General features: G+C 45.1%; 19 protein-coding genes and 2 tRNA genes. 17 read left to right on the forward strand and 4 right to left on the reverse strand.

Features of this window, described 5'->3' with window-relative positions:
- Nucleotides 1–72: 72 nt before the first annotated feature.
- On the forward strand, nt 73–1,902 hold the full coding sequence (locus ITJ88_RS10680; protein WP_195865646.1) for a bifunctional diguanylate cyclase/phosphodiesterase: 1,830 nt from the start codon (nt 73–75) through the stop codon (nt 1,900–1,902).
- Between the two features lie 55 nt (nt 1,903–1,957).
- Here ITJ88_RS10680 and ITJ88_RS10685 read toward each other — a convergent pair whose 3' ends face one another.
- From ITJ88_RS10685 to ITJ88_RS10700, 4 genes are all read right to left on the reverse strand, one after another.
- Nucleotides 1,958–3,040 carry a GGDEF domain-containing protein gene (locus tag ITJ88_RS10685; protein ID WP_195865647.1) on the reverse strand — a complete coding sequence of 361 codons (1,083 nt, stop codon included), beginning with the start codon at nt 3,038–3,040 and terminating at the stop codon, nt 1,958–1,960.
- Between the two features lie 97 nt (nt 3,041–3,137).
- On the reverse strand, nt 3,138–3,707 hold the full coding sequence (locus tag ITJ88_RS10690) for a 5' nucleotidase, NT5C type (protein WP_231884699.1): 570 nt from the start codon (nt 3,705–3,707) through the stop codon (nt 3,138–3,140).
- 99 nt (nt 3,708–3,806) lie between these two features.
- The gene (ispG, locus tag ITJ88_RS10695) at nt 3,807–4,916 is read right to left on the reverse strand and encodes a flavodoxin-dependent (E)-4-hydroxy-3-methylbut-2-enyl-diphosphate synthase (protein ID WP_023467533.1); all 1,110 of its coding nucleotides are present in this window, start codon (nt 4,914–4,916) and stop codon (nt 3,807–3,809) included.
- A gap of 167 nt (nt 4,917–5,083) precedes the next feature.
- Nucleotides 5,084–5,569, reverse strand: coding sequence for a hypothetical protein (locus tag ITJ88_RS10700; RefSeq protein ID WP_195865648.1), 486 nt, complete (start codon nt 5,567–5,569; stop codon nt 5,084–5,086).
- A 207-nt stretch (nt 5,570–5,776) separates the two neighbouring features.
- Between ITJ88_RS10700 and ITJ88_RS10705 the strand changes: the two genes are divergently transcribed.
- From ITJ88_RS10705 to ITJ88_RS10780, 16 genes are all read left to right on the forward strand, one after another.
- Nucleotides 5,777–7,420, forward strand: coding sequence for a Na/Pi cotransporter family protein (locus ITJ88_RS10705; protein WP_195865649.1), 1,644 nt, complete (start codon nt 5,777–5,779; stop codon nt 7,418–7,420).
- 128 nt (nt 7,421–7,548) lie between these two features.
- A tRNA-Met gene (locus ITJ88_RS10710) sits at nt 7,549–7,622 on the forward strand.
- An 11-nt stretch (nt 7,623–7,633) separates the two neighbouring features.
- A tRNA-Ile gene (locus ITJ88_RS10715) sits at nt 7,634–7,707 on the forward strand.
- Nucleotides 7,708–7,823: 116 nt separating this feature from the next.
- Nucleotides 7,824–9,284 (forward strand): alpha-amylase, encoded by a 1,461-nt coding sequence (locus tag ITJ88_RS10720; RefSeq protein ID WP_023467536.1) that lies wholly within the window; start codon nt 7,824–7,826, stop codon nt 9,282–9,284.
- Between the two features lie 93 nt (nt 9,285–9,377).
- Nucleotides 9,378–9,986, forward strand: coding sequence for a superoxide dismutase (locus ITJ88_RS10725; protein WP_195865650.1), 609 nt, complete (start codon nt 9,378–9,380; stop codon nt 9,984–9,986).
- A gap of 135 nt (nt 9,987–10,121) precedes the next feature.
- Nucleotides 10,122–12,194 carry a peptidoglycan D,D-transpeptidase FtsI family protein gene (locus ITJ88_RS10730; protein WP_133207968.1) on the forward strand — a complete coding sequence of 691 codons (2,073 nt, stop codon included), beginning with the start codon at nt 10,122–10,124 and terminating at the stop codon, nt 12,192–12,194.
- 226 nt (nt 12,195–12,420) lie between these two features.
- Complete coding sequence (locus ITJ88_RS10735; RefSeq protein ID WP_064300299.1) at nt 12,421–13,365, forward strand: PstS family phosphate ABC transporter substrate-binding protein; 945 nt, start codon at nt 12,421–12,423, stop codon at nt 13,363–13,365.
- 90 nt (nt 13,366–13,455) lie between these two features.
- Entirely contained in the window at nt 13,456–14,397 is a 942-nt protein-coding gene (gene pstC, locus ITJ88_RS10740) for a phosphate ABC transporter permease subunit PstC (protein WP_023467539.1), read from the forward strand.
- Between the two features lies 1 nt (nt 14,398).
- The gene (pstA, locus tag ITJ88_RS10745) at nt 14,399–15,307 is read left to right on the forward strand and encodes a phosphate ABC transporter permease PstA (RefSeq protein WP_035398334.1); all 909 of its coding nucleotides are present in this window, start codon (nt 14,399–14,401) and stop codon (nt 15,305–15,307) included.
- A gap of 99 nt (nt 15,308–15,406) precedes the next feature.
- The gene (gene pstB / locus ITJ88_RS10750; protein ID WP_053454494.1) at nt 15,407–16,183 is read left to right on the forward strand and encodes a phosphate ABC transporter ATP-binding protein PstB; all 777 of its coding nucleotides are present in this window, start codon (nt 15,407–15,409) and stop codon (nt 16,181–16,183) included.
- A gap of 18 nt (nt 16,184–16,201) precedes the next feature.
- A complete protein-coding gene (phoU, locus tag ITJ88_RS10755) occupies nt 16,202–16,864 on the forward strand; it encodes a phosphate signaling complex protein PhoU (protein ID WP_195865651.1) in 663 nt (220 codons plus the stop codon).
- 107 nt (nt 16,865–16,971) lie between these two features.
- Complete coding sequence (locus ITJ88_RS10760; RefSeq protein WP_064300297.1) at nt 16,972–17,697, forward strand: DUF4912 domain-containing protein; 726 nt, start codon at nt 16,972–16,974, stop codon at nt 17,695–17,697.
- Nucleotides 17,698–17,729: 32 nt separating this feature from the next.
- A complete protein-coding gene (locus ITJ88_RS10765; RefSeq protein ID WP_195865652.1) occupies nt 17,730–19,913 on the forward strand; it encodes a 1,4-alpha-glucan branching protein domain-containing protein in 2,184 nt (727 codons plus the stop codon).
- A gap of 104 nt (nt 19,914–20,017) precedes the next feature.
- Nucleotides 20,018–20,167 (forward strand): 50S ribosomal protein L33, encoded by a 150-nt coding sequence (gene rpmG, locus ITJ88_RS10770; protein ID WP_012369771.1) that lies wholly within the window; start codon nt 20,018–20,020, stop codon nt 20,165–20,167.
- Nucleotides 20,168–20,224: 57 nt separating this feature from the next.
- Complete coding sequence (locus ITJ88_RS10775) at nt 20,225–20,770, forward strand: 5-formyltetrahydrofolate cyclo-ligase (RefSeq protein WP_195865653.1); 546 nt, start codon at nt 20,225–20,227, stop codon at nt 20,768–20,770.
- Nucleotides 20,764–21,543, forward strand: a complete 780-nt coding sequence (locus ITJ88_RS10780; protein WP_149426962.1) for a DUF92 domain-containing protein — start codon at nt 20,764–20,766, stop codon at nt 21,541–21,543. The genes ITJ88_RS10775 and ITJ88_RS10780 overlap by 7 nt, the downstream gene beginning before the upstream one ends.
- The last annotated feature ends 115 nt before the right edge of the window (nt 21,544–21,658 follow it).

Below are 21,658 nucleotides of genomic sequence, written 5' to 3' on the forward strand. Positions count from 1 at the left end.
ATTTGACAGGAGTATCATCAAGCGATGTCGAAACCTTTATACGGAAAATCAGACGGAAAGGAGGGGGAAAGCATGGAGGATATCGTTCGGAAACAACAATGGTGGATTGGGAATTTTGCCTTATTCATGATGTTCGTTGGCGCTTTGATCATTTATACGACGACAGAAGAGACAATTAAGAATGCGTATTTGAGTCGTTCTGTCATCATTTCATTTTTAATCGTCATGGGTCTATTTATTTTTTATATGAGTCGACGCAAAATGGAAACCGTTTTGCAAACGCACTTATTGTCTTTGATGTTGCTCGTCGTTCCGATTACATCGATTAGCTTTTTACCTTATGCAGCTGTTACCGTTTGGGCAAGTAGCTTTTTGTTTTTGATGATCGCTTTAATCTCGTATCAACGAATCATGATGTGGTACGCCATCGCGATTACCATTGCAACTAGTTTGTATGTCATGTGGAATGCCGATACCGTGACGGTAGAAATTGATCCGACGGACCATTATGGACGGATTGGCATGATTGTGATTGGCGTATCGATTGCGCTTGTCATCAATCACTTGCATATTCGCAATTTAAATCGGTTAAATGACCTTGCGATACAATTACACGATACGGCGCGACGTGATGAAGAAACAGGTGTCTTGAATCGCCAAGGATTAAACGAAATTGATTTTCCAAGACCTGAACAACAGCTCATTTTTGTCGGGATTCATTTAGAAAACTACTATGAGCTGGCACGTTATTTTGGAGAAGATATTCAGTTACAAGTACTACGCGCCTGTATCGAGCGACTCAAGAGACAACTACCTCCTTATCAAGCTTTTGCTCGGATTGAAGCAGGGACGTTATTGATCGTCATGGAAAAGCCGGACGAGGTGGCATGTAAGGAAGCGATGGAAGAATTGAGCCGAAAAATCTCTGTACCATACGAAATCGAGGGGCATCATGTCTATGTCAACATATCCATCGTCATTGATAATGGCGAAGGGGCGACCAATAATCGAAAGCGTCGGGTGCAGCAATTATTGACTGCCTTACAAGAAGCAGCGCAACAAAACGAACGTGTGATGTGTATTGACAAAGAATGGCGTAAGGATCAAGAATTACGAGTCAAAGCAGCACAATCCCTAGCCCAAGCGAATATCGAAACGGATTTTCATCTGGTTTATCAATTACAATACGATGTTCAATCAGAGCAATTCATCGGTCTTGAGGCCTTAGTTCGCTGGAAGACCCCGTTACAAGGAGCTGATCGACCATCCGTATTCATTCCGATTGCTGAAAAAAGTGATTTAATCATTCGTCTAGGAGAATGGATTTTTGAGGAAAGCTGTAAGACGCGCAAAGCATTGGTCGATCTGGTTCCAGACGAGTTTACGTTATCTGTCAACGTATCACCACGCCAGTTGACGAGTGATTCGTTCATGCCGTTCATCGAACGAACGCTACTGAAGTATGCCTTAAAACCGCAACAGATAAAAATTGAAATCACAGAGAGTCAGTCACTTGATTTCGAGAGCCAATCGATTCATCGAGCGCTCAAACGAATCAAAACGCTCGATTTCCCGTTGTCACTCGATGATTTCGGAACCGGTCATGCGTCCTATCATGTTCTCGAGCGTTTGTTACCGTTACGTCAATTAAAGATTCCAAAGCAATTCATCGAACAAATCGGTGAATCGGAGAAACGACAATCCATCCTCGAGTCGATTTTTCAACTGAGCCAGTCGATGCATGTCGAATGTATCGTCGAAGGAGTTGAGACAGGAGAAGAAGTACGCATTGCCAAGGAAATCGGCATTCATCTATTCCAAGGTTATTTCTTTGCTAAGCCGGTATCACTTGAAGAAATCATCTGTCTACTTCAAAAAACTAATGAAGGAACGGTCCGTTGACCAACAAAAGCCACTTCAGTCCGAATCGCTCGGAGGAAAAGTGGCTTTTTAGTATTCATTCTGATCGATACAGGCGATACTGATTTCGTCCTTGTGCTTTTGCTTCGTACAAAGCGCTATCCGCTTGCTTAAATACTGTTTCAGCTGGTTGTTGATGAGCATAAGCAATTCCTGCGGATACCGTAATGGATACGGCATGATCTTGCATGACGAACGGTGTTTGCTGAACGGCTGTTACGATTGTTTCAGCTAGGACGACAGGAGGATGCCGTTCAATGTCTGGAACGATGACGATGAATTCTTCACCACCATATCGACCGACCGTAACGGGTGCCGGACAATACTCGTTCAATAAGATTGAAAAGTGGCGCAAGACAGCGTCTCCGATCGCGTGACCATGTGTATCATTTACATTCTTAAAGTGATCCAAATCAAACAAGATGACTCCCCAAGAATCTGTACTCTTTTCGAGCGTCGTGACTTTTTCTAAAATGACATGGCGATTCGCGAGCCGCGTCAATTGATCGGTCGAAGCAAGGTAGGATTGATAAGAATAAAGAACAAAATGTTGCTGAAGTAGTGAAGACAAACGATAAAACAAAAGAGCTCCACCAATCGTTAAAATGAAATATGGAATATAAATCGTTCCCCAGGCATCCGCTGGGGAGTTACTCATAATCAATCGCGAGAGTACGAGTAGGGAACCGACTGTGACGATGGCAGAAAAGAAGTACCCTTGCCGTTTGATGAATCGACGACAAATAAAAGAAAGTACTAGAAATCCAAGTAGTGTGATGACGGAACTAAACAGAGCGTCTAGTGAATCTCCGCTATCAATCACGAATCGGTAGATCAAGAGCATCAATCCTGTCACGGCAATACTGATATTACCACCGAACAAAGCGGACAAAGCGAGAGGTAATAACCGTAAATCAATCAATGCTCCATTTAAGTCGATTGCATTATGCATAAGTAGAATGCCAGTCAGACCATTGGAAAGTCCGAAATAGAGACGAGTAGATATTTTTGAGTCAGGTTGAATTGGCAAACGATCACGAAGTAGGTAAAAGGTGAACGTAGAAACGAGAAAAATAATACAGATATTAATAAAAAAGATATTCACTGTCGCAAGCATCATGAAGCCCTTTCTATATCAAAGTTTCAATCTATCGTCATTGTACGATATCAAGTCGTGCAATGACATAAAAATGGAAAAAACAGCCTAATCGGCTGTTTTAACGAATCGGTGCAAATTTTTGAATCTCTTGAACGGCCTCATTCCATGAAGCGACACGAATGACATTATTCGGTACGGCTTTACGGTTATAAGGTGCGTCGAACAAGATTACAGGAATCGATGTGTCTTCTGCGATCTGCACAGCATTCTCTAATCGATCTTCCATGAATAAATCGAGTGATAAATCACGAACGACTTGTACTTTGTCGTGTGATCCCGTCATGATCAAGGAATCAAGAGGAAGTTCGTGTTGTTTGATCCACTCTTCTGTTACAGGACGAACGAGCTCCGATCGTGCTGTTACGTAATGGAGGTCATATTGCTTCCGCAAATTCCATAAGTGGTGGCGAACATGTTCTTGAGGGATGGATTCACGATAAATGCCGGTCTCGTGACCGGAGTTCACCATGTAGTCCCAAAATTCGATTTGATTCATATCGGTGTACGTATGCAATTCATACTCGGACGCCTGATTGAAGTCAATCGACGTTCCGAGATATTTATTCATGTAAGTGAAGCAAGAGGATGGATGTGTGATCGTTCCATCAATGTCAATTCCAATTTTCATTTACAGTCACCCACGTTCTAAAAATTTTTCTTCACTTAGTATAACATAGTCGAAATCGAGATACGAAAAAAGACTCCTCGCGAGGGAGGAGTCTTCAACTTATGCATGGTTCGCTTTTTCGGCTTCTTTTTCAGCCTGTTTTTCGAGAACGATCGCATCGATCTCTTTCTTCAATTCTTCGACCATCGTTGCTTCCGGTACTTTACGGATGATTTCTCCGTGACGGAATAACAATCCTTCGTTTCGTGCACCAGCGATACCGATATCAGCTTCACGTGCTTCACCAGGACCGTTGACCGCACATCCGAGAACCGCAACTTTGATGTTCGCTTGGATGTTTTCGATATAGTCTTCGATTTCTGCAGCGATTGACATTAAATCGATTTCGATCCGACCACATGTTGGACATGAGATCAATGTCGCTGCGTTCGCTGCGAGACCAAATGATTTCAAGACTTCTTTTGCGACTTTTACTTCTTCGACAGGGTCCGCTGAAAGAGATACACGAACTGTATTTCCGATTCCGCGTGACAAGATCGCGCCAAGTCCCGCTGCTGATTTTAATGAACCAGAGCGAAGTGGACCAGATTCCGTAATCCCGACGTGAAGTGGATAGTCGAATGATTCAGAAGCGAGCTGATACGCTTCAAGCGCCAACTGTACGTCTGATGCCTTAAGCGAGACGATGATATCATGGAAGTCGAGATCTTCGAGAATCTTAATGTGGTGCAAAGCACTCTCGACCATACCACGAGCAGTTGGGTAGCCATATTTTTCAAGAATATGCTTTTCAAGTGAACCGGCGTTTACCCCGATCCGGATGGGGATGTTTTTCGCTTTTGCTGCTGTAACGACGGCTTCGACCTTTTCGCGGCGACCGATGTTACCCGGGTTGATCCGGATTTTATCGACGCCAGCTTCGATTGCCATAAGCGCAAGTTTATAGTTGAAGTGGATGTCTACGACAAGCGGAATGTTAATTCGGCTTTTGATTTCTGCAAGTGCGAGCGCATCACGTTCTTCTGGACAAGCGACGCGTACGATTTGGCAACCAGCTTCTTCAAGGCGTAGGATTTCAGCGACTGTCGCTTCGACGTCGTGTGTTTTAGTTGTCGTCATACTTTGGATGATGACTTCATTATTTCCACCAATGACAAGGTCCCCTACACGAACGGGACGAGTCTTAGAGCGATGGACCATTTTCGGCATATCGAAAATCTCCTTTTGTGGCATACCGCCATATTGTTTATGTTTACCTTTTCTATCATATCGAACTATTCCCTAAAAATCGAGAAACAAGAACGAAAATTGAACATTTACAATTGTTTAATGAAAGAAGAGCGTCCGTCAATCCGTCGGACGCCTGATTTTTATACTCATTGAGGTTTACGTGAAGAACGCGGCTTCGAGGAACGGGCAATCCATAATGGTACTAATGTGTAGACGAAGTGTCCGATTACGAGTAGCCCGATTCCGAAGCGAGGATACTCAAGTTGGTATAGAAGCATACCGATTGGGAAAGACCAGAGATTTGTTGCGACCGTGTAAGGGAACGTTTGGCGATACGCCCACGGACGGGGAAGTAACAATCGGACAAACCCCTTCGTTAGATACGCCATAAACAATACGTAAAGTAATACAGCGATTGCGATAAAGATGAAATGAAGGATGAACCAGACGACGATCGGGATGTTTTTTTGTAAAAAGAAGGAATCAATAACCGTCGTCCAAAATGAAATCCAAGCTAATCCACAAAAATAAAGGGAAACATCTGCCAAACGAAGGCGCAAAAACGGACGATTTGGAATTAAGGAAGTTTGTAAGTAATTAATTAGTTGACGTAAAAATGACAAGTGAACCACTCTTTCCATTGTTTTATAACAGATTTTAATTGTTTAATTTTGATTGGTGATAAAGGGTTTTTGTGTTATGGTACAGATTAATAAAACCTTAACAAACGGATGTCTCAAAAACTATTTACAAGTTCAACAGACCTTTACATAATGGGGGAGTTGAGAAAATAAACTTTACAAACACATCAATCCACATGAAATAAAGGAGCTGGCAAGATGAACTATGATTTGCAGGAAATGATTTTCACCTTCATCGGTGGACTCGGAATTTTCCTATTCGGTATTAAGTATATGGGAGATGGGCTCCAAAAAACAGCCGGAGACCGACTACGTTATATCCTCGATAAATATACGACAAATCCACTACTAGGTATCCTAGCGGGTATCGTCGTAACCGTCCTGATTCAGTCTTCGTCAGGAACGACCGTCATCGTCGTCGGACTCGTTAGTGCGGGTCTGATGAATTTACGACAAGCGATCGGAGTCGTCATGGGGGCAAACATCGGAACAACGATTACCGCCTTCATCATTGGCTTTAACGTCAAGGAAGCTGCGCTTCCGGCAATTGCGCTCGGAGCCTTCTTGATTTTCTTCTTTAAAAAAGAACGGATTCAATACATCGGACAGATTTTCTTCGGATTCGGTGCATTGTTCTATGGTTTGACATTGATGGGCGACGGAATGGCTCCACTCGAGTCAAGCGTCTGGTTCCGTGAGTTGACGGTATCGATGTCGGATAACCCATTGCTTGGTGTATTCGTCGGAACGATCTTTACAGTGCTTGTCCAGTCGTCGTCTGCAACGATCGGTATTTTACAAGAGTTGTACTCAGGCGGCATGATTGATATCAAAGCAGCACTACCGGTCTTATTTGGTGATAACATCGGAACGACGATCACAGCAGTACTTGCAGCACTTGGTGCGTCGATTGCAGCTAAACGGACAGCAGCAGCACACGTCATTTTCAATATCATCGGAACAGTATTGTTCCTGATTGCATTACCAATTTTCTCAAGCTTCATTATGTGGATCACAGGAACGCTTGATTTAGGTCCGAAAATGCAAATTGCCTTTGCACACGGAACATTCAACGTCGTCAATACGTTGATTCAATGTTGGTTCATCGCACAAATCGCATGGCTTGTACAAAAAATCGTACCGGGTACGGATACGACGATTGATTCGAAACCGCGTCATCTCGATCAGAACATCTTGAACCAATCTTCGGCACTTGCATTGAATCATGCAAAACTCGAAGTATTGCGAATGGGAGAATTCTCGAAAGACGCACTTGCAAAAGCGCACCGTTACACGCAATCGCATGATAAGAAAGATGTTTCAGAATCAGAGCAGATTGAATATGCAATCAACCACTTGAACACAGAAGTCACGAATTACCTTGTCAAAGTAGCGGCACATGATTTATCAGAACGAGAATCAAATGATCATTCGTTATTGATGCATGCCGTCAATGATTTTGAACGAATCGGTGACCACGTCGAAAACATCGTTGAATTGGTCGATTTCCAAATCGTCAACCGAATTCAGTTCACATCAGCTGCGAAGCAAGAGCTTGATGACATGTACGCATTAACGCAAGAAATCGTCGATTGTGCTGTTCGCGCTGTCGAAGAGGATGATGTCACACGAGCTCGTAAGGTTCTGGAACTCGAAGGCAAACTCGATGCACTCGAACGTTCATTCCGGAAGCATCATGTCCTTCGTGTTAACGCTGGTGAATGTACGGGACAAGCAGGGATGATCTTCGTCGATCTCTTGTCGAACCTCGAACGAATTGGCGATCACGCTGTCAACATCACGGATCTCGTCCTTGAACAGCGGACGGCTTTAACGAACTAAGTGAAATACGATTTTCTTATAACAGCTGATTTCAAAAATATGAAATCAGCTGTTTATTTTTTTGAAATAGCATATTGACAAGTTTCGCCACATCTCGTAATCTAGTAAGAGTAAGAAACATACATCATGGCGGTGTAGCTCAGCTGGCTAGAGCGTACGGTTCATACCCGTGAGGTCGTGGGTTCGACTCCCTCCGCCGCTACTATTACTTAAGGACCCTTAGCTCAGCTGGTTAGAGCTGACGGCTCATAACCGTCCGGTCGCAGGTTCGAGCCCTGCAGGGTCCATTCAGTAGAACGCTTCTCGTTGAAAAACGGGAAGCGTTTATTTTTGTTCCCCCGGGGAATAGTAAAGATATTGTAATAATATTCATACTATAGTAACTAAGGGAGAGCGAAGAGAGATGGAACGTAACCATACGATGATGCAGTTTTTTGAGTGGCATGTAGAGAATGATGGGAAGCACTGGCAACGCTTGAAAGAGCGGGCGCCTGAATTACGTGCTGCCGGCATCACGTCCGTGTGGATTCCACCGGCGTCAAAAGGTCAATCAGATGAGGATACAGGATATGGCATCTATGACGTCTATGATTTAGGCGAATTTGATCAAAAAGGAACAGTCCGTACGAAATACGGTACGAAAGATGAACTCGTCGAAGCAATCCAGGTTGCTCGTGAGAACGATATCGCTGTTTACGCTGATGTCGTCATGAACCATAAAGCAGCAGCTGATGAACTTGAAACGATCAATGTCGTCGAAGTCCATCCGGAAGATCGTTCGAAAGAAATTTCAGAAGAGTTTGAAATCGAAGCCTGGACGAAGTTTACATTCCCAGGACGTAACGGAAAATATTCAGATTTTATCTGGACACATGAATTTTTCAATGGAACGGATTTTGATGCCCGTGAAGAAAAGACGGGTGTCTTTAAAATTTCCGGTAAAAATAAAGATTGGAATGATCAAGTCGATGATGAATTCGGCAACTATGACTATTTGATGTTCGCGAACATCGATTATAATCATCCGGAAGTCCGCGAAGAAATGATCCGCTGGGGACATTGGTTCCAAGAAACAATTGATTGCCAAGGTTTCCGACTCGACGCCATCAAACATATCAATTATGAATTCGTTCATGAATTCGCAAAATCGATGATTGAAAAAAGTGAAGGTGACTTCTATATGGTCGGCGAGTTCTGGAAATCAGATCTCGATGATTGTCGTCATTTCCTCGATAGCGTCGACTATACGATCGATTTGTTCGATGTTCCGCTTCATTATAAGTTCCATGAAGCTTCGAAGCAGGGACAGGACTTTGATATGACGACGTTGTTTGCAGATACCCTTGTCGAATCACACCCGACGAATGCCGTCACGTTCGTCGACAATCACGATTCCCAACCGGGAGAATCACTTGAGTCGTGGGTGGATGACTGGTTCAAACAACATGCTTACGCGGCGATTTTACTTCGTAAAGACGGTTACCCATGTGTCTTCTACGGTGACTATTATGGAGTGCAAGGACCACATCCGGTAGAAGGGAAAAAAGAAATGATCGATGCATTACTCTATGCACGTTATCACAAAGCATATGGTGAGCAAGAAGACTATCTCGATGATCCACATTGTGTCGGTTGGGTTCGTCGTGGAGTTGAGGAAATCGAGAACTCTGGCTGTGCGGTCTTATTGTCGAATGCCGATATGTGTGAAAAACGGATGTTCGTCGGTGAAGAACGTGCAGGTCAAGAATGGTTCGACTATACGAACCATCAAGATCACCCTGTCGTGATCGACGATGAAGGATTTGGTGTCTTCCCGGTTCCAGGTGGTGGTGTCTCAGTTTTTGCTCCACGAGAAGTCGAGTAAATCCGAGGGTCTTGACTTGCGTCAACACAGGTTCTTTTGCTAGTCTTAAAGGGTATTGAAGTTTTCGAAAATAGCACAAAGGGGGACATGAACATGTCAAAATTTGAATTACCAGAACTCGGCTACGCTTATGATGCGCTTGAGCCACATATCGATGCTCGTACGATGGAGATTCACCACACGAAACACCACAACACGTATGTCACGAACGTGAATGCGGCGCTTGAGGGTACAGAACATGAAGGAAAGTCACTTGAAGAACTTCTTCAAAACTTGGATGCTCTCCCAGCAAACATTCAAACTGCAGTCCGTAACAACGGTGGCGGTCACTGGAACCACTCATTCTTCTGGAAACTGTTGAAGAAGAACGACGGTGCTGCTCCAACAGGCGAACTCGCGACAGCAATCGACGAAGCATTCGGATCATTCGATGCATTCAAAGATGCATTCGCAAAAGCAGCAACAACTCGTTTTGGTTCAGGTTGGGCTTGGTTAATCGTTGACGGTGGAAAATTGGTGGTCGTTTCGACACCAAACCAAGATACACCAGTCATGGAAGGCAAAACACCAATCCTCGGTCTTGATGTTTGGGAACATGCATACTATCTCAACTATCAAAACCGTCGTCCTGATTACATCAATGCGTTCTTCAATGTCGTTGATTGGGATCACGTAGCGAAGCTTTACGCTGACGCGAAGTAATGTGAAAACGAGCGTATCGTTCAATTGTGAACGATACGCTTTTTTTAATGCGGAAAATGATGGGATAGGTTGTTATGGAAAGTTTCCTTCTATATAATGAAACAAGATGACTTTTGAACGATAGGGGAGTACGCCATGGCTAAACGAATCACCGTACGAGGAAGACGGCGTAATCATCTGCCGCTTCGTCTGAATTTAATGTTCTTCGTCGTTTTTTTATTGTTTGCGATTTTGATTTTCCGTTTAGGAGTCGTGCAAATCGTCAATGGTGAGAAAATTTCGCGGGAAGTTCAAAAAACAGAAATGATCGCATCAAAATATGAAGTGCCACGCGGAAAGATTTATGACCGGGATGGTCGTCTTTTGGTTGATACGATTTCTAAATACTCCATCGTCTACCGTCGAGCACAAACGACGAAAGTCGATGAACGCATTGAGATTGCACAGCGCCTTGCGGCAATCATTGATTTGCCTAAAAAAGATTGGAAAGTCACAGAACGTGATATTAAGGATTTCTGGATCGCGACGAACACGAAAGAGTCTGATCGTCGTTATCAAGAAGCCGTCAAACAGAAATATCCTTCAGCAGAAGCACAAAGTAAACTATCAATCGCAGAACAGGATCAAATCCGATTAGATGCGATTACGAAAGACGATATCGATTATGACGATCAAACGATGGAAGTCATTGCGATCAAACACAACATGGAAGTCGGATATGCGCTTGATCCACAACTTGTCAAACTCGGTGCTTCCGCAAAAGAGATGGCGATCATCGATGAAAATCTAGAAGATTTAAAAGGTGTATCGGTGGAACCGTTCTATGAGCGTTCTTATCCATATGAAGGAACACTTCGAAACATCTTCGGGAAGTATTCGAAGATTCCAGCAGAACAACAAGCGGAGTTCAAAGCAAAAGGTTACAGCTTGAATGACCGTGTCGGAACATCATTCCTTGAACAACAGTATGAGGATCTTCTGCGCGGGAAACCCGCGTACGATGTGTATGAGACGTTCAATGGAGAGCCGGTCGGTGATCCAAAACGCGAAGAAGGCGAGTCCGGTAAAGATCTCGTTCTGACCGTGGATGCGGAATACAACAAACAAGTCGACCAAATCATGCAACAAGCCATTAAAATGGGACGTGGCATGGGTAGTCGTTATCTAAAAGAAGGTTACGCCGTCGTCATGAACCCACAGACTGGTGAGATTCTTGCGATGTCTGGTCAAAAGCTGGATCCAGCAACCGGTAAGTTTTCGGATGTCGCAATCAATAACGTGTTGACGTCCCTTCAAATCGGTTCGACGATCAAAGGTGCAACGGTTGCGATGGGACTCGAGGAGGGCGTCATCCGTCAAAACGAAGTCATCAATGATGCGCCGATCACAATCGGGGGTACGAAAAAAGCATCGTACGTCAATATGGGAGCAATCACGGACTTGACGGCACTTGAGCGTTCATCAAACGTTTATATGTTCAACATTGCGATGCGGATGGCGAAGTACCCAAGTAACGGTATTGCCGGAGCGAGTGTAGATGGAGCAGCTGCCATCATGCAGAATTACTATAGCCAATTCGGTCTTGGGGTGACGACAGGTGTTGATTTGCCATACGAAGCAAAAGGTGTTCAAGGGACACCTGACCGTGTCACGCTACTCATGGACCGAGTCATCGGACAGTATGATGCCTTTACGCCGCTACAAGTCGCACAGTATATTTCAACACTTGCCAACGGTGGCTATCGTGTTCAGCCGCACTTCTTAAAAGAAGTTCTCGCGTCGAATTCGATTGAAAAAGGAACGAAACAAGTTGATTATAGCTTTAAGACGAATTACCTGAATCGGATTGAAGTCAGTCAAGATAACATTGATCATGTCCGAGAAGGATTGCATCGTGTCGTCAAGGGAGAACGTGGTACAGCAAAAATCATCGCACAAACCGGTATTGATGCAGCTGCGAAAACAGGTACAGCGCAGGTCAGTGTCTATGGTGATGATGGGATCGCCTTACGTGACGGAAGTGGTCAACCGGTTCGTTCATTGAACTCGAACCTTGTTGGCTGGGCGCCGTACGATAATCCAGAGATGGCATGGGCCGTGTTCCTTCCTTATATGGAACAAGAAACCGTCAACTCGAAAATCGGTCACGATCTTGTCAAAGCGTACTTTAATGTCAAAGATATCCCGTGGCAAACTAAGCCAAATTAACTAGATGAAAAACGAGAGTGAGCAATCACTCTCGTTTTTTTTGTTTGCATTGACCTTTTTTTCTAATGGATTTCGAATTGTAAACACTATAAAACACGCCTTTACAATTCTTTTACGTTGGATTCATTTCGTTTTAATAGTTCATCCGTAGTATAAGTCTTGTAAGGAAAACGGATAAAAAGTCGTAGCATCGTCAGCGACATACTTTCGAGGAGGAAAATTAATCATGTCTTGGATGAAAAAAACAGCACTCATCACAACGGTAGCATCAATCGCAGTAGTGGGGGCAGCATGTGGTAACGATAAAGGCGGTTCTGCTAGTTCATCTGATTTAAAAGGAAAAATCGCAATCGACGGTTCTTCTACTGTCTTCCCGATCATGGAAGCTGTCGGTGAAGAATATTCGATGGAACAACCTGACGTAGATGTCACAGTCGGTGTCTCTGGTACAGGTGGCGGATTCAAACGCTTCGTCGTTGGTGAAACAGATCTTTCAAACGCGTCGCGTGAAATTAAAGAAGAAGAAGCAGCTGAAGCGAAAAAGAACAACATTGAATTCACAAAAATGGCACTCGCATATGACGGTTTGACTGTCGCAGTCAGCAAAGAAAATACATGGGTAAAAGAACTCTCAATGGAGCAACTCGAGAAAATCTGGCTCGATCCGAACATCAAGACTTGGAAAGATGTCGATTCTTCTTATCCGGCTGAACCATTGAAATTCTTCAGCCCAGGTAAAGACTCAGGAACATTCGACTTCTTCTCTGAGGAAGTACTTGAGAAAAAAGATATGCGTAAAGATGTTCAATTATCAGAAGACGATAACGTTCTCGTCAAAGGTGTTGAAGGAACGAAAGGCGCAATCGGATACTTCGGATATGCGTACTACGCAGAGAACAAAGATAAGTTGAAGGAAGTACCACTGGCTGCGGAAGGAAAAGATGCAGTCGATCCAACACCAGAAACGATCAAAGATCTTTCTTATCCACTGTCACGTGAAATCTACACGTACATCAATAACAAATCAATGAAAGACAAAAAACAAGTCGCTGATTTCGTTCAGTTCACGAACGAAAACGCTGGTGATCTTGCTGAAGAAGTCGGATACATCAAAATGCCGCAAGATCGTTACGATGAAAACGCAAAAGCAATTGAAGACGCAATGAAATAAATCATCGAGTCATGAGGATGGCCCAACCGGGGAAGTCTGTACCGGTTGGGTCCCGTTCTCATGTCAAGAAGGAGTAGGGAGTGAAGAAGGATGAGTTCAACACAAAATAAATCGGTTCGCGAGCTGATTCAACAGAACCGACAGCAAAAATATAGTATGAAAAACGTCATGGAACGCGTCATGCCGATCGTTTTATTCCTTTGTGCGTTCGTCTCGGTCGTTACGACCATCGGCATCATTCTCACGTTAGTCATTGAAACAGAACACTTCTTCGAAGTCGTTCCGTTCAAGGAATTCTTCGGCAGTACGAGCTGGTATCCACTCAACTCACAACCAGAGTATGGAATTTGGCCGCTTGTCGTCGGGACGCTTGAGATTACCGTGATTGCGATGCTAGTTGCCGTGCCGATCGGTCTCACATCAGCGATTTATTTAAGTGAGTACGCGTCAGACCGCGCACGCCGTATCTTAAAACCAATTCTTGAAGTGTTAGCAGGTGTTCCAACAATCGTCTTCGGATTCTTCGCGTTGACGTTCGTCACACCAGTACTCGTAAAATTGATTCCAGGTATTCAAATTTACAATGCGCTCAGTCCGGGGATCGTCGTCGGGATCATGATCATTCCAATGATTGCTTCGATTTCTGAGGATGCGATGAGCTCCGTTCCGAAAAAAATTCGCGATGGTGCGCTTGCACTCGGTTCGACACGTCTTGAAGTTGCATTGAAAGTCGTTGTTCCAGCTGCCTTATCAGGGATCATTGCATCGATCGTACTCGGTATGTCACGGGCAATCGGTGAGACGATGATCGTAACGATCGCTGGTGGTTCGAATCCGACAGCTGCGATCGATCCACTCGAGCCAGTCCAAACGATGACAGCGTATATCGTTCAGGTCGCCTTAGGTGATGCTGGATTTGGAACTGTCGAATATTACAGTATCTATGCGGTTGGTACACTCTTGTTCGTCTTCACATTAGTGATGAACTTACTTGCGAACTGGATCACACGCCGCTTCAGAGAGGAGTACTAAGATGGCCTTACCAGAAAAGCAACCTGTCTCAAAGAAATTCATTGATCCGGTCGCGGTGAAGAAATCCATTAGCCAGCGACTCGTCGTCAACAACGTCACAAAAGTCATTTTCCTTGCTGGACTGTTCTTCGGTCTTGTCGTCTTAGGTATTCTCTTGTTCGGCGTCATCCGTGACGGTGCGTCATGGTTATCACTTGAGTTTCTACAAAATGCACCATCACGCCGTGCGGAACGTGCCGGGATTTATCCGGCGTTAATGGGCTCCATCTTCTTGATGCTCCTCATCATCCCGATGATTTTCATCATTGGTGTCGGGGCAGCGATTTATCTAGAAGAGTACGCGAAGAAGAGTCGGATGACTTCATTCATCGAAGTCAACATCTCAAACCTTGCAGGTGTACCATCGATCGTCTTCGGTTTACTTGGTTTGACGTTCTTCGTACGTAACATGGGCTTCGGTTCAACATTGATTGCAGGAGCATTGACACTCGCGTTGATGAGTCTTCCGGTCGTCATCGTCTCGTCCCAAGAGGCAATCCGTGCCGTTCCACAAGCGATGCGTCATGCATCACTTGCACTCGGTGCGTCAAAATGGCAAACGACGTTCAAAGTCGTTCTTCCGGCGTCACTTCCGGGTGTCATTACTGGGATCATCTTGGCCGTATCTCGAGCGATTGGCGAGACAGCACCACTCATCATGGTCGGAGCTGCGATTTTCATTGCTCGTGCGCCAGAAAGTATTTTCTCAGAATTCACAGCATTACCGATTCAAATCTACAACTGGACAAGTCGTCCACAAGCGGACTTCCAAGGACTTGCAGCGGCAGGTATCATCGTCTTAATGGTCATCCTCTTGACGATGAACTCACTTGCAATCTGGATTCGGAACCGATTCTCAAAACGCTATTAATCGAACGATATAGATAGAAGGGATTTCTTTTAAGGAGGAAGACAGATGATGGATACGAAGCTGAATACGAAATCAGTCGTTACAGAAGGGACAGAGCGTATGAACCAACCAGTAGCAGCACGCGAGAGCGTCTATAACGTCAAAGACTTAAACTTATGGTACGGTGACGATCATGCGTTGAAAGATGTCAATCTCGACATTAAGAAAAATGAAGTCACGGCAATCATTGGACCGTCTGGCTGTGGGAAATCGACATTCATCAAAACATTGAATCGAATGGTTGAACTCGTTCCGATCGTACGGACGAATGGTGCTATCGAGTATCACGGACGTAATATCTTTGATAAAGAATACGGTGTCGAAGAATTACGGACATCGGTCGGAATGGTCTTCCAACAACCGAATCCATTCCCAAAATCAATTTATGACAACATCGCTTATGGTCCCCGTGTCCACGGTGTCAAAAACAAAAAAATCCTCGACGAGATCGTCGAACGCAGTTTACGCCGTGCGGCGATCTGGGATGAAGTCAAAGATCGTTTGAACGAAAATGCTTATGGTCTTTCTGGTGGGCAGCAACAACGTCTTTGTATCGCGCGTTGCCTTGCAATCGAGCCAGATGTCATCTTGATGGATGAGCCGACATCGGCACTTGACCCGATTTCTACATTAAAAGTAGAAGAACTCGTCCAAGAGTTAAAATCAGACTACTCGATCATCATCGTGACTCACAACATGCAACAGGCTGCACGTGTTTCGGACAAAACAGCGTTCTTCTTGAATGGTGAAGTCGTCGAGTTCGATCAAACAGACCGGATCTTTGGAAATCCGAGTGACAAACGGACGGAAGATTACATTTCAGGACGATTCGGATAAGAAGGGGAGACGAGACGAATGGCAGCGAACCGTACGATTTTTGGAGAAAATCTTGCAATACTCGATCAAAAGGTCTTTTTACTGGCTCGTAAGACGATGCAACAGATCGCAACAACGGCAGAAGCACTCGAAAAATATGATCAAGACATCGCGCGTGGTGTCATCGAAAACGATAATGAACTCGATGAACTTGAACTGGAAATCAACGATGATGCGATTTTATTAATCGCGAAGCAACAACCCGTTGCGACAGATTTACGACGAATCATCACCGCGATGAAAATTTCGTCGGATCTCGAACGGATTGCAGATTATGCGGGGAATATCTCAAAAGCGGTTCTTCGTGTCGAAACGTTCCCGTATGTCATTGATATCTCTTTATTGAAGGAAGCATTCGAGACATTACTGGATATGACGGAAACTGCGATCGTCGCCTATCGTGACGGAGATGTCGAGAAAGCAAAAGCCTTGTCTGATCTCGATAACGTCATTGATGAGACGACATATAAGGCACTTCGCCAGTACATGCGTCATATGTCACTGCAGCCGATCGTCGTCGATGAAGTCATGCAATTCACGAACATTTGCCGCTACATCGAGCGGATGGGTGATCACTTGACGAACGTCGGGGAGCATCTGATCTATCTCGAAAAAGGAAAACATTATGATTTAAACGGATGAATCAAGTAGGCAGGAGGAATTTCCTCTGCCTACTTTTTTTGTAAAGGGATTCGAAACACGTTTGTAGAATAGGAAAGAAGTGAATAATGACAGAGAGGTGATTGGGAATGCTTGAGCAAATCATTAAAATGAAGGAACAAGGGCTGACAACAAAACAAATCGCAGCTCAATTGGATACGACTGAAGGGAAAATCAAATATGCTTGGACTAAATATCGTAAATCGTTAACAGAACAACCTTCTGTAGCAGCGCCGAAAGTAAAATCAAAAACGGTCAAGCAGACGAAAAAGTCGACTGCACCGGTATTAGACGTCGTACCGTCTGTGCAAGTGGTACCTTCGCTAGAACGTGACGCGTTTGGAATGGCGACACATTACGAGGATGACATCCTCCACGCCATCGTTCAGTCACCGACAGCGTTGTACGTCTACTGGGAATTATCTGAACTGTCGAAACAGTTGCTAGAGACGCACTATCACACGACGTTTGATTCGTTCCGTAAAGAATTACGCATCATTGATGTCACACTTGTTGAATATGAACAAGGACAGGCAAATCGGACGTATCAATTCGAGCTACCAGAAATGACGAATGCTTGGTTCGTTCGACCAGTCGCCCCGAATACTACATACATCATCGAATGGGGCATTCAAACGATCGACGGGGACTTTGTTCCAGTACTGCGTTCAAAACCAGTCGAAACGCCACGTGACGAGCCAGTCACGGATGGACGGTTCGCGGAAGTCGTGCATCATTGGCAATACGGAGAGGTCGAACAACCGGAATGGGTCGAAGTATTACGTCCTTATTCCTATTTCGACCGCGTCCGGTAATGGAATTAGAGAGAGGGAAAGGAAGAGAAGCTATGCGAAAAGGATATTTTTCACTCGTCTTACATGCACATTTACCATATATCCGTCATGAAGAGGCGCATCGTCTAGAAGAACGGTGGATGTATGAAGCGATTTCAGAAACCTATATCCCATTATTGTGGGAGATCGATCGCTTGTCACGTCCGCTCGGCTGGACGGTCAGCATTTCACCACCCGTCATCGAGATGCTTGCCGACCCATTGATTCAAGAGCGGTATATCGAGCATATCGAGGATACGTTACGTTTGATTCGCCAGGAACTAGAGCGAGAGCTTGCTCAAAAGGAACGAGATGCGCTTCTATTCTATCAAGACCGCTATCAAGATTTATTGAATACGTTCCTTCACTGGGAAAAAGATTTGAACCGGGCATTCCGTCATTACAAAGAGCAAGGTTATCTCGATTTGATTACGTGTACGGCGACACACGGATTCAGTCCGCACATGTTGTCTGAACAAGCGGCACGTTCTGAAATTCAGACGGGATTGAACTGTTTCGAACGTCATTACGGATTCCGTCCATCTGGTCTTTGGATGCCGGAGTGTGCGTATACGCCAGGACTTGACCGTATTTTGTACGAAGAGGGCATTCGTTATACATTCGTTGACGAACATTCCATCTTAAACGCGGATCCGTCACCGAAACACGGAATCGGAGCACCTGTCTATTCGCCGCACGGTGTGGCACTGTTCCCGCGTGATCAAATCATTTCCGGGAAGATTTGGAGCTCTGTCATCGGATACCCGGGTCATCCGGATTACCGCGAGTTTTATCGTGACCTTGCGTACGATCGAGAGTGGGATCAAATCGCTGAGTTCATGCACCCAGAAGGCTTACGTTATGATACAGGGTTGAAATTGCATCGCGTAACAGGAGAAACGGATCAAAAAGACTATTACGTCCGTGATTGGGCATGGCAACGGACGAGTGAGCACGCAGTAGACTTCGCACAAGCACTCGGTGAACATTTGGATGCGCATCAAGGACAAGACTTCCCACCGTTCCTTGTCACTGCACCATTTGATGCCGAATTGTTCGGTCACTGGTGGTTTGAAGGTCCCGACTTCCTCGGTAAAGCGATGGAACGTTTAGAAGATCAAGGAATTGAGTCGATTTCACCGGCGATCTTCCTCGAGCGTCACTTCCAAGACATCGACACGGCACACGTCGCGATGGGAACATGGGGACGAAAAGGCTACGCGGAAGTCTGGATCAATGAACGGAATGACTGGATGATTCGTCATCTCCATCAGCTTGAGAAGAGACTAGCAGGTGTCGTAGCTCGAAATCGTCATCAAGATGCATTGACTGTCAAAGCGAAGCGTCAACTCATTCGAGAATATCTCCTCGCTGTCTCCAGCGACTGGCCGTTCATCCTCGATGGACAGACGACAGCGCAATATGCTGCGAATCGTTTCCGTGAGCACATCTTACGTTTTGAAGAAACCGAGCGTCGCCTGGATGCTGAGGAGCTGACGGTGGAATGGTTGGATGATCGATATCGCGAATATCCTTTCCTTCAAGATTCAGATATTGAACCGGATGTCTTCTTGACGGCACATGATTACTACGTGGCAGTGAAACGTGAGAAATCTTGGAATACAGACGCCATCTTATTGTTCGTCCGACAATATGATGCGTCAGACCGGCCAGCTTCAGAGCTCGCTCGACGGCTCGCTGCTGCTGGTGAGAACGTCTATGTCGTCACGGAACATCCGGAAGCGTATCGATTTGAAGAAGGTGTTCACGTTTACGGAGTGCAAGTGACGGGTCTACCGCTCGTTCAGACCTATAACCAATTGGCGGCACTAAACTTAGCTTTCTTACGTCAAGCGCAAGCCTTGAGTAAGATCGTTGATTTCGCAGTCATCCACAACTTCAACATGGAGACTGCATCAGCTGCCCAAGCCATCGCTAAGATCAAAGAATTGCCACTCGTCAGTAACGTCTACGATGTCGAAAGTGAGCGTTCACCTGATCGTTCAGGCGGTCTGGTCGTTGCCTTAAAACGACTTGAAGGAGATGCGTTGCGCCAATCAGCGGTCGTTTATCTAGAACGAGAAGAGTCACGTCATGGGGTGGAACAAGAGTATCACGTTGAAAAGAAGCCGCTGCGTTTTGAAGAGAACCTTGAAAAACCATATCAACACGTGACGAATCCGAAAAAGAACGGATGAACAGTTGCAATTCCTTTCCTTTCTTGGTACGATACTTGAGTATGCTTAACCTTATGTAAAGCAAAATCACTTGATACATCGAGAGCTAGATAGGAGGGAATCCCATGCGCGTTAAAATCACATTAGCTTGCACTGAAACTGGTGACCGTACTTATATCACTAAAAAGAACAAGCGTAACAACCCAGAGCGTCTTGAGTTGAAGAAATACAACCCACGTCTCCGTAAGCACACACTTCACCGTGAAGTGAAATAATTGAGATGGAAGCCGTCACTTCGTGTGATGGCTTTTTTTGTGGAAAGGAAGACAACTATGAACAAACAAGAAGTACGCCGTCTGATCAAAGAACGACTAGATGTGATGGAGAACCGTGCGGAAAAGGAACGATTGATTCACGAACATGTCTTGTTACTACCTGAATGGCAACAAGCGACCTGTGTCGCGATCACGTTAGCTTTTCGAAATGAATGTGATACAAGAATGCTGATTGGACAAGCGTGGCAAGAGGGCAAGACGGTCTTGATACCAAAAGTAGTCGGAGACGAGATGGTCTTTTATGAACATGGACCAGAAGATCAACTGCAAGCAAATCAGATGGGGATTGCTGAACCGATCGCTTCAGCACGTCGCGCCTCACTTGATCAAGCAGAGCTTTGCCTCGTTCCAGGTCGCGCCTATCGTCGGGACGGCTATCGTTTAGGATGGGGAGGAGGCTATTACGATCGTGCACTCGTGCCATATACAGGATGTAAAGTATCGATTGCCTTTTCTGAACAACTTCTTCCAGATTTCGAAGTGGAAGCCTTTGATATCCCCGTTGACCTGATCGTCACTGACTTAGAGGTCATCCGATGTTGAGCGCGACCATTTTGTTTTGTCTATTGCTTGCTTGGACCGGACGATCTTTTCGTTTATTGACGACAAGTGGTGCGATCATGACCCTGCTCGTCGGTAGTGGTGTCTCATTCGGATTCGGTTGGCAAGGATTAGTAGTACTCTTACTCTTCTTTGGTAGCTCGAGTCTGTTATCGAAGGTCGGACGGTCCAGAAAACAATCGGTCGACTCCATCGTTGAGAAAGACGGCGCGCGTGACGGATGGCAGGTCCTTGCGAATGGAGGGCTAGCGTTCGTTGCTGCCTTAGCGTATGCCATGACGATGGATTTTGCGTATCTCTTGTTATTTCTATTCGTCATCGCAGCATCGAATGCTGATACGTGGGCATCCGAAATCGGACCGCTCTCAAAACGTGATCCATGGTCGCTCAAAACGTTACGCCGGGTACCAGCAGGAACAAGTGGAGCGATGTCGCTGATTGGAACGGTAGGTACGATCGCAGGAGCTGCGTTCATCGCGATAGCAGCGCATTGGATATTTTCTCTTTCTTTAAGGGACGTCTTACTCGTAACAAGCATCGGTGTACTTGGGAGCCTATTGGATACACTATTTGGAGCAGTAGGGCAACGCGTTTACCGATGTACGGTTTGTGGGGAATACACAGAAAAGCGAGAGCACCATGGTCAACCGACCGCTTACGTTTCGGGCATTCGATTTTTAGGGAACGATGCTGTCAATGTCTTAACGAGCGGTTTGGCAAGTGGAATCGGGTTTATCATCGTTCGATTCTGGTAACTGGAAAGTATATGAGTATGTAATTCCTTATGTTAGGATATCAATGACACAAAATGGACAAATGTGATTAATTTCACATGATACAAAGAATGTGAAAGATGTTACAATTTACTTG

The organism is Exiguobacterium abrahamii (genome assembly GCF_015645365.1).
GTDB classification, from domain to species: Bacteria; Bacillota; Bacilli; order Exiguobacteriales; family Exiguobacteriaceae; genus Exiguobacterium_A; species Exiguobacterium_A abrahamii.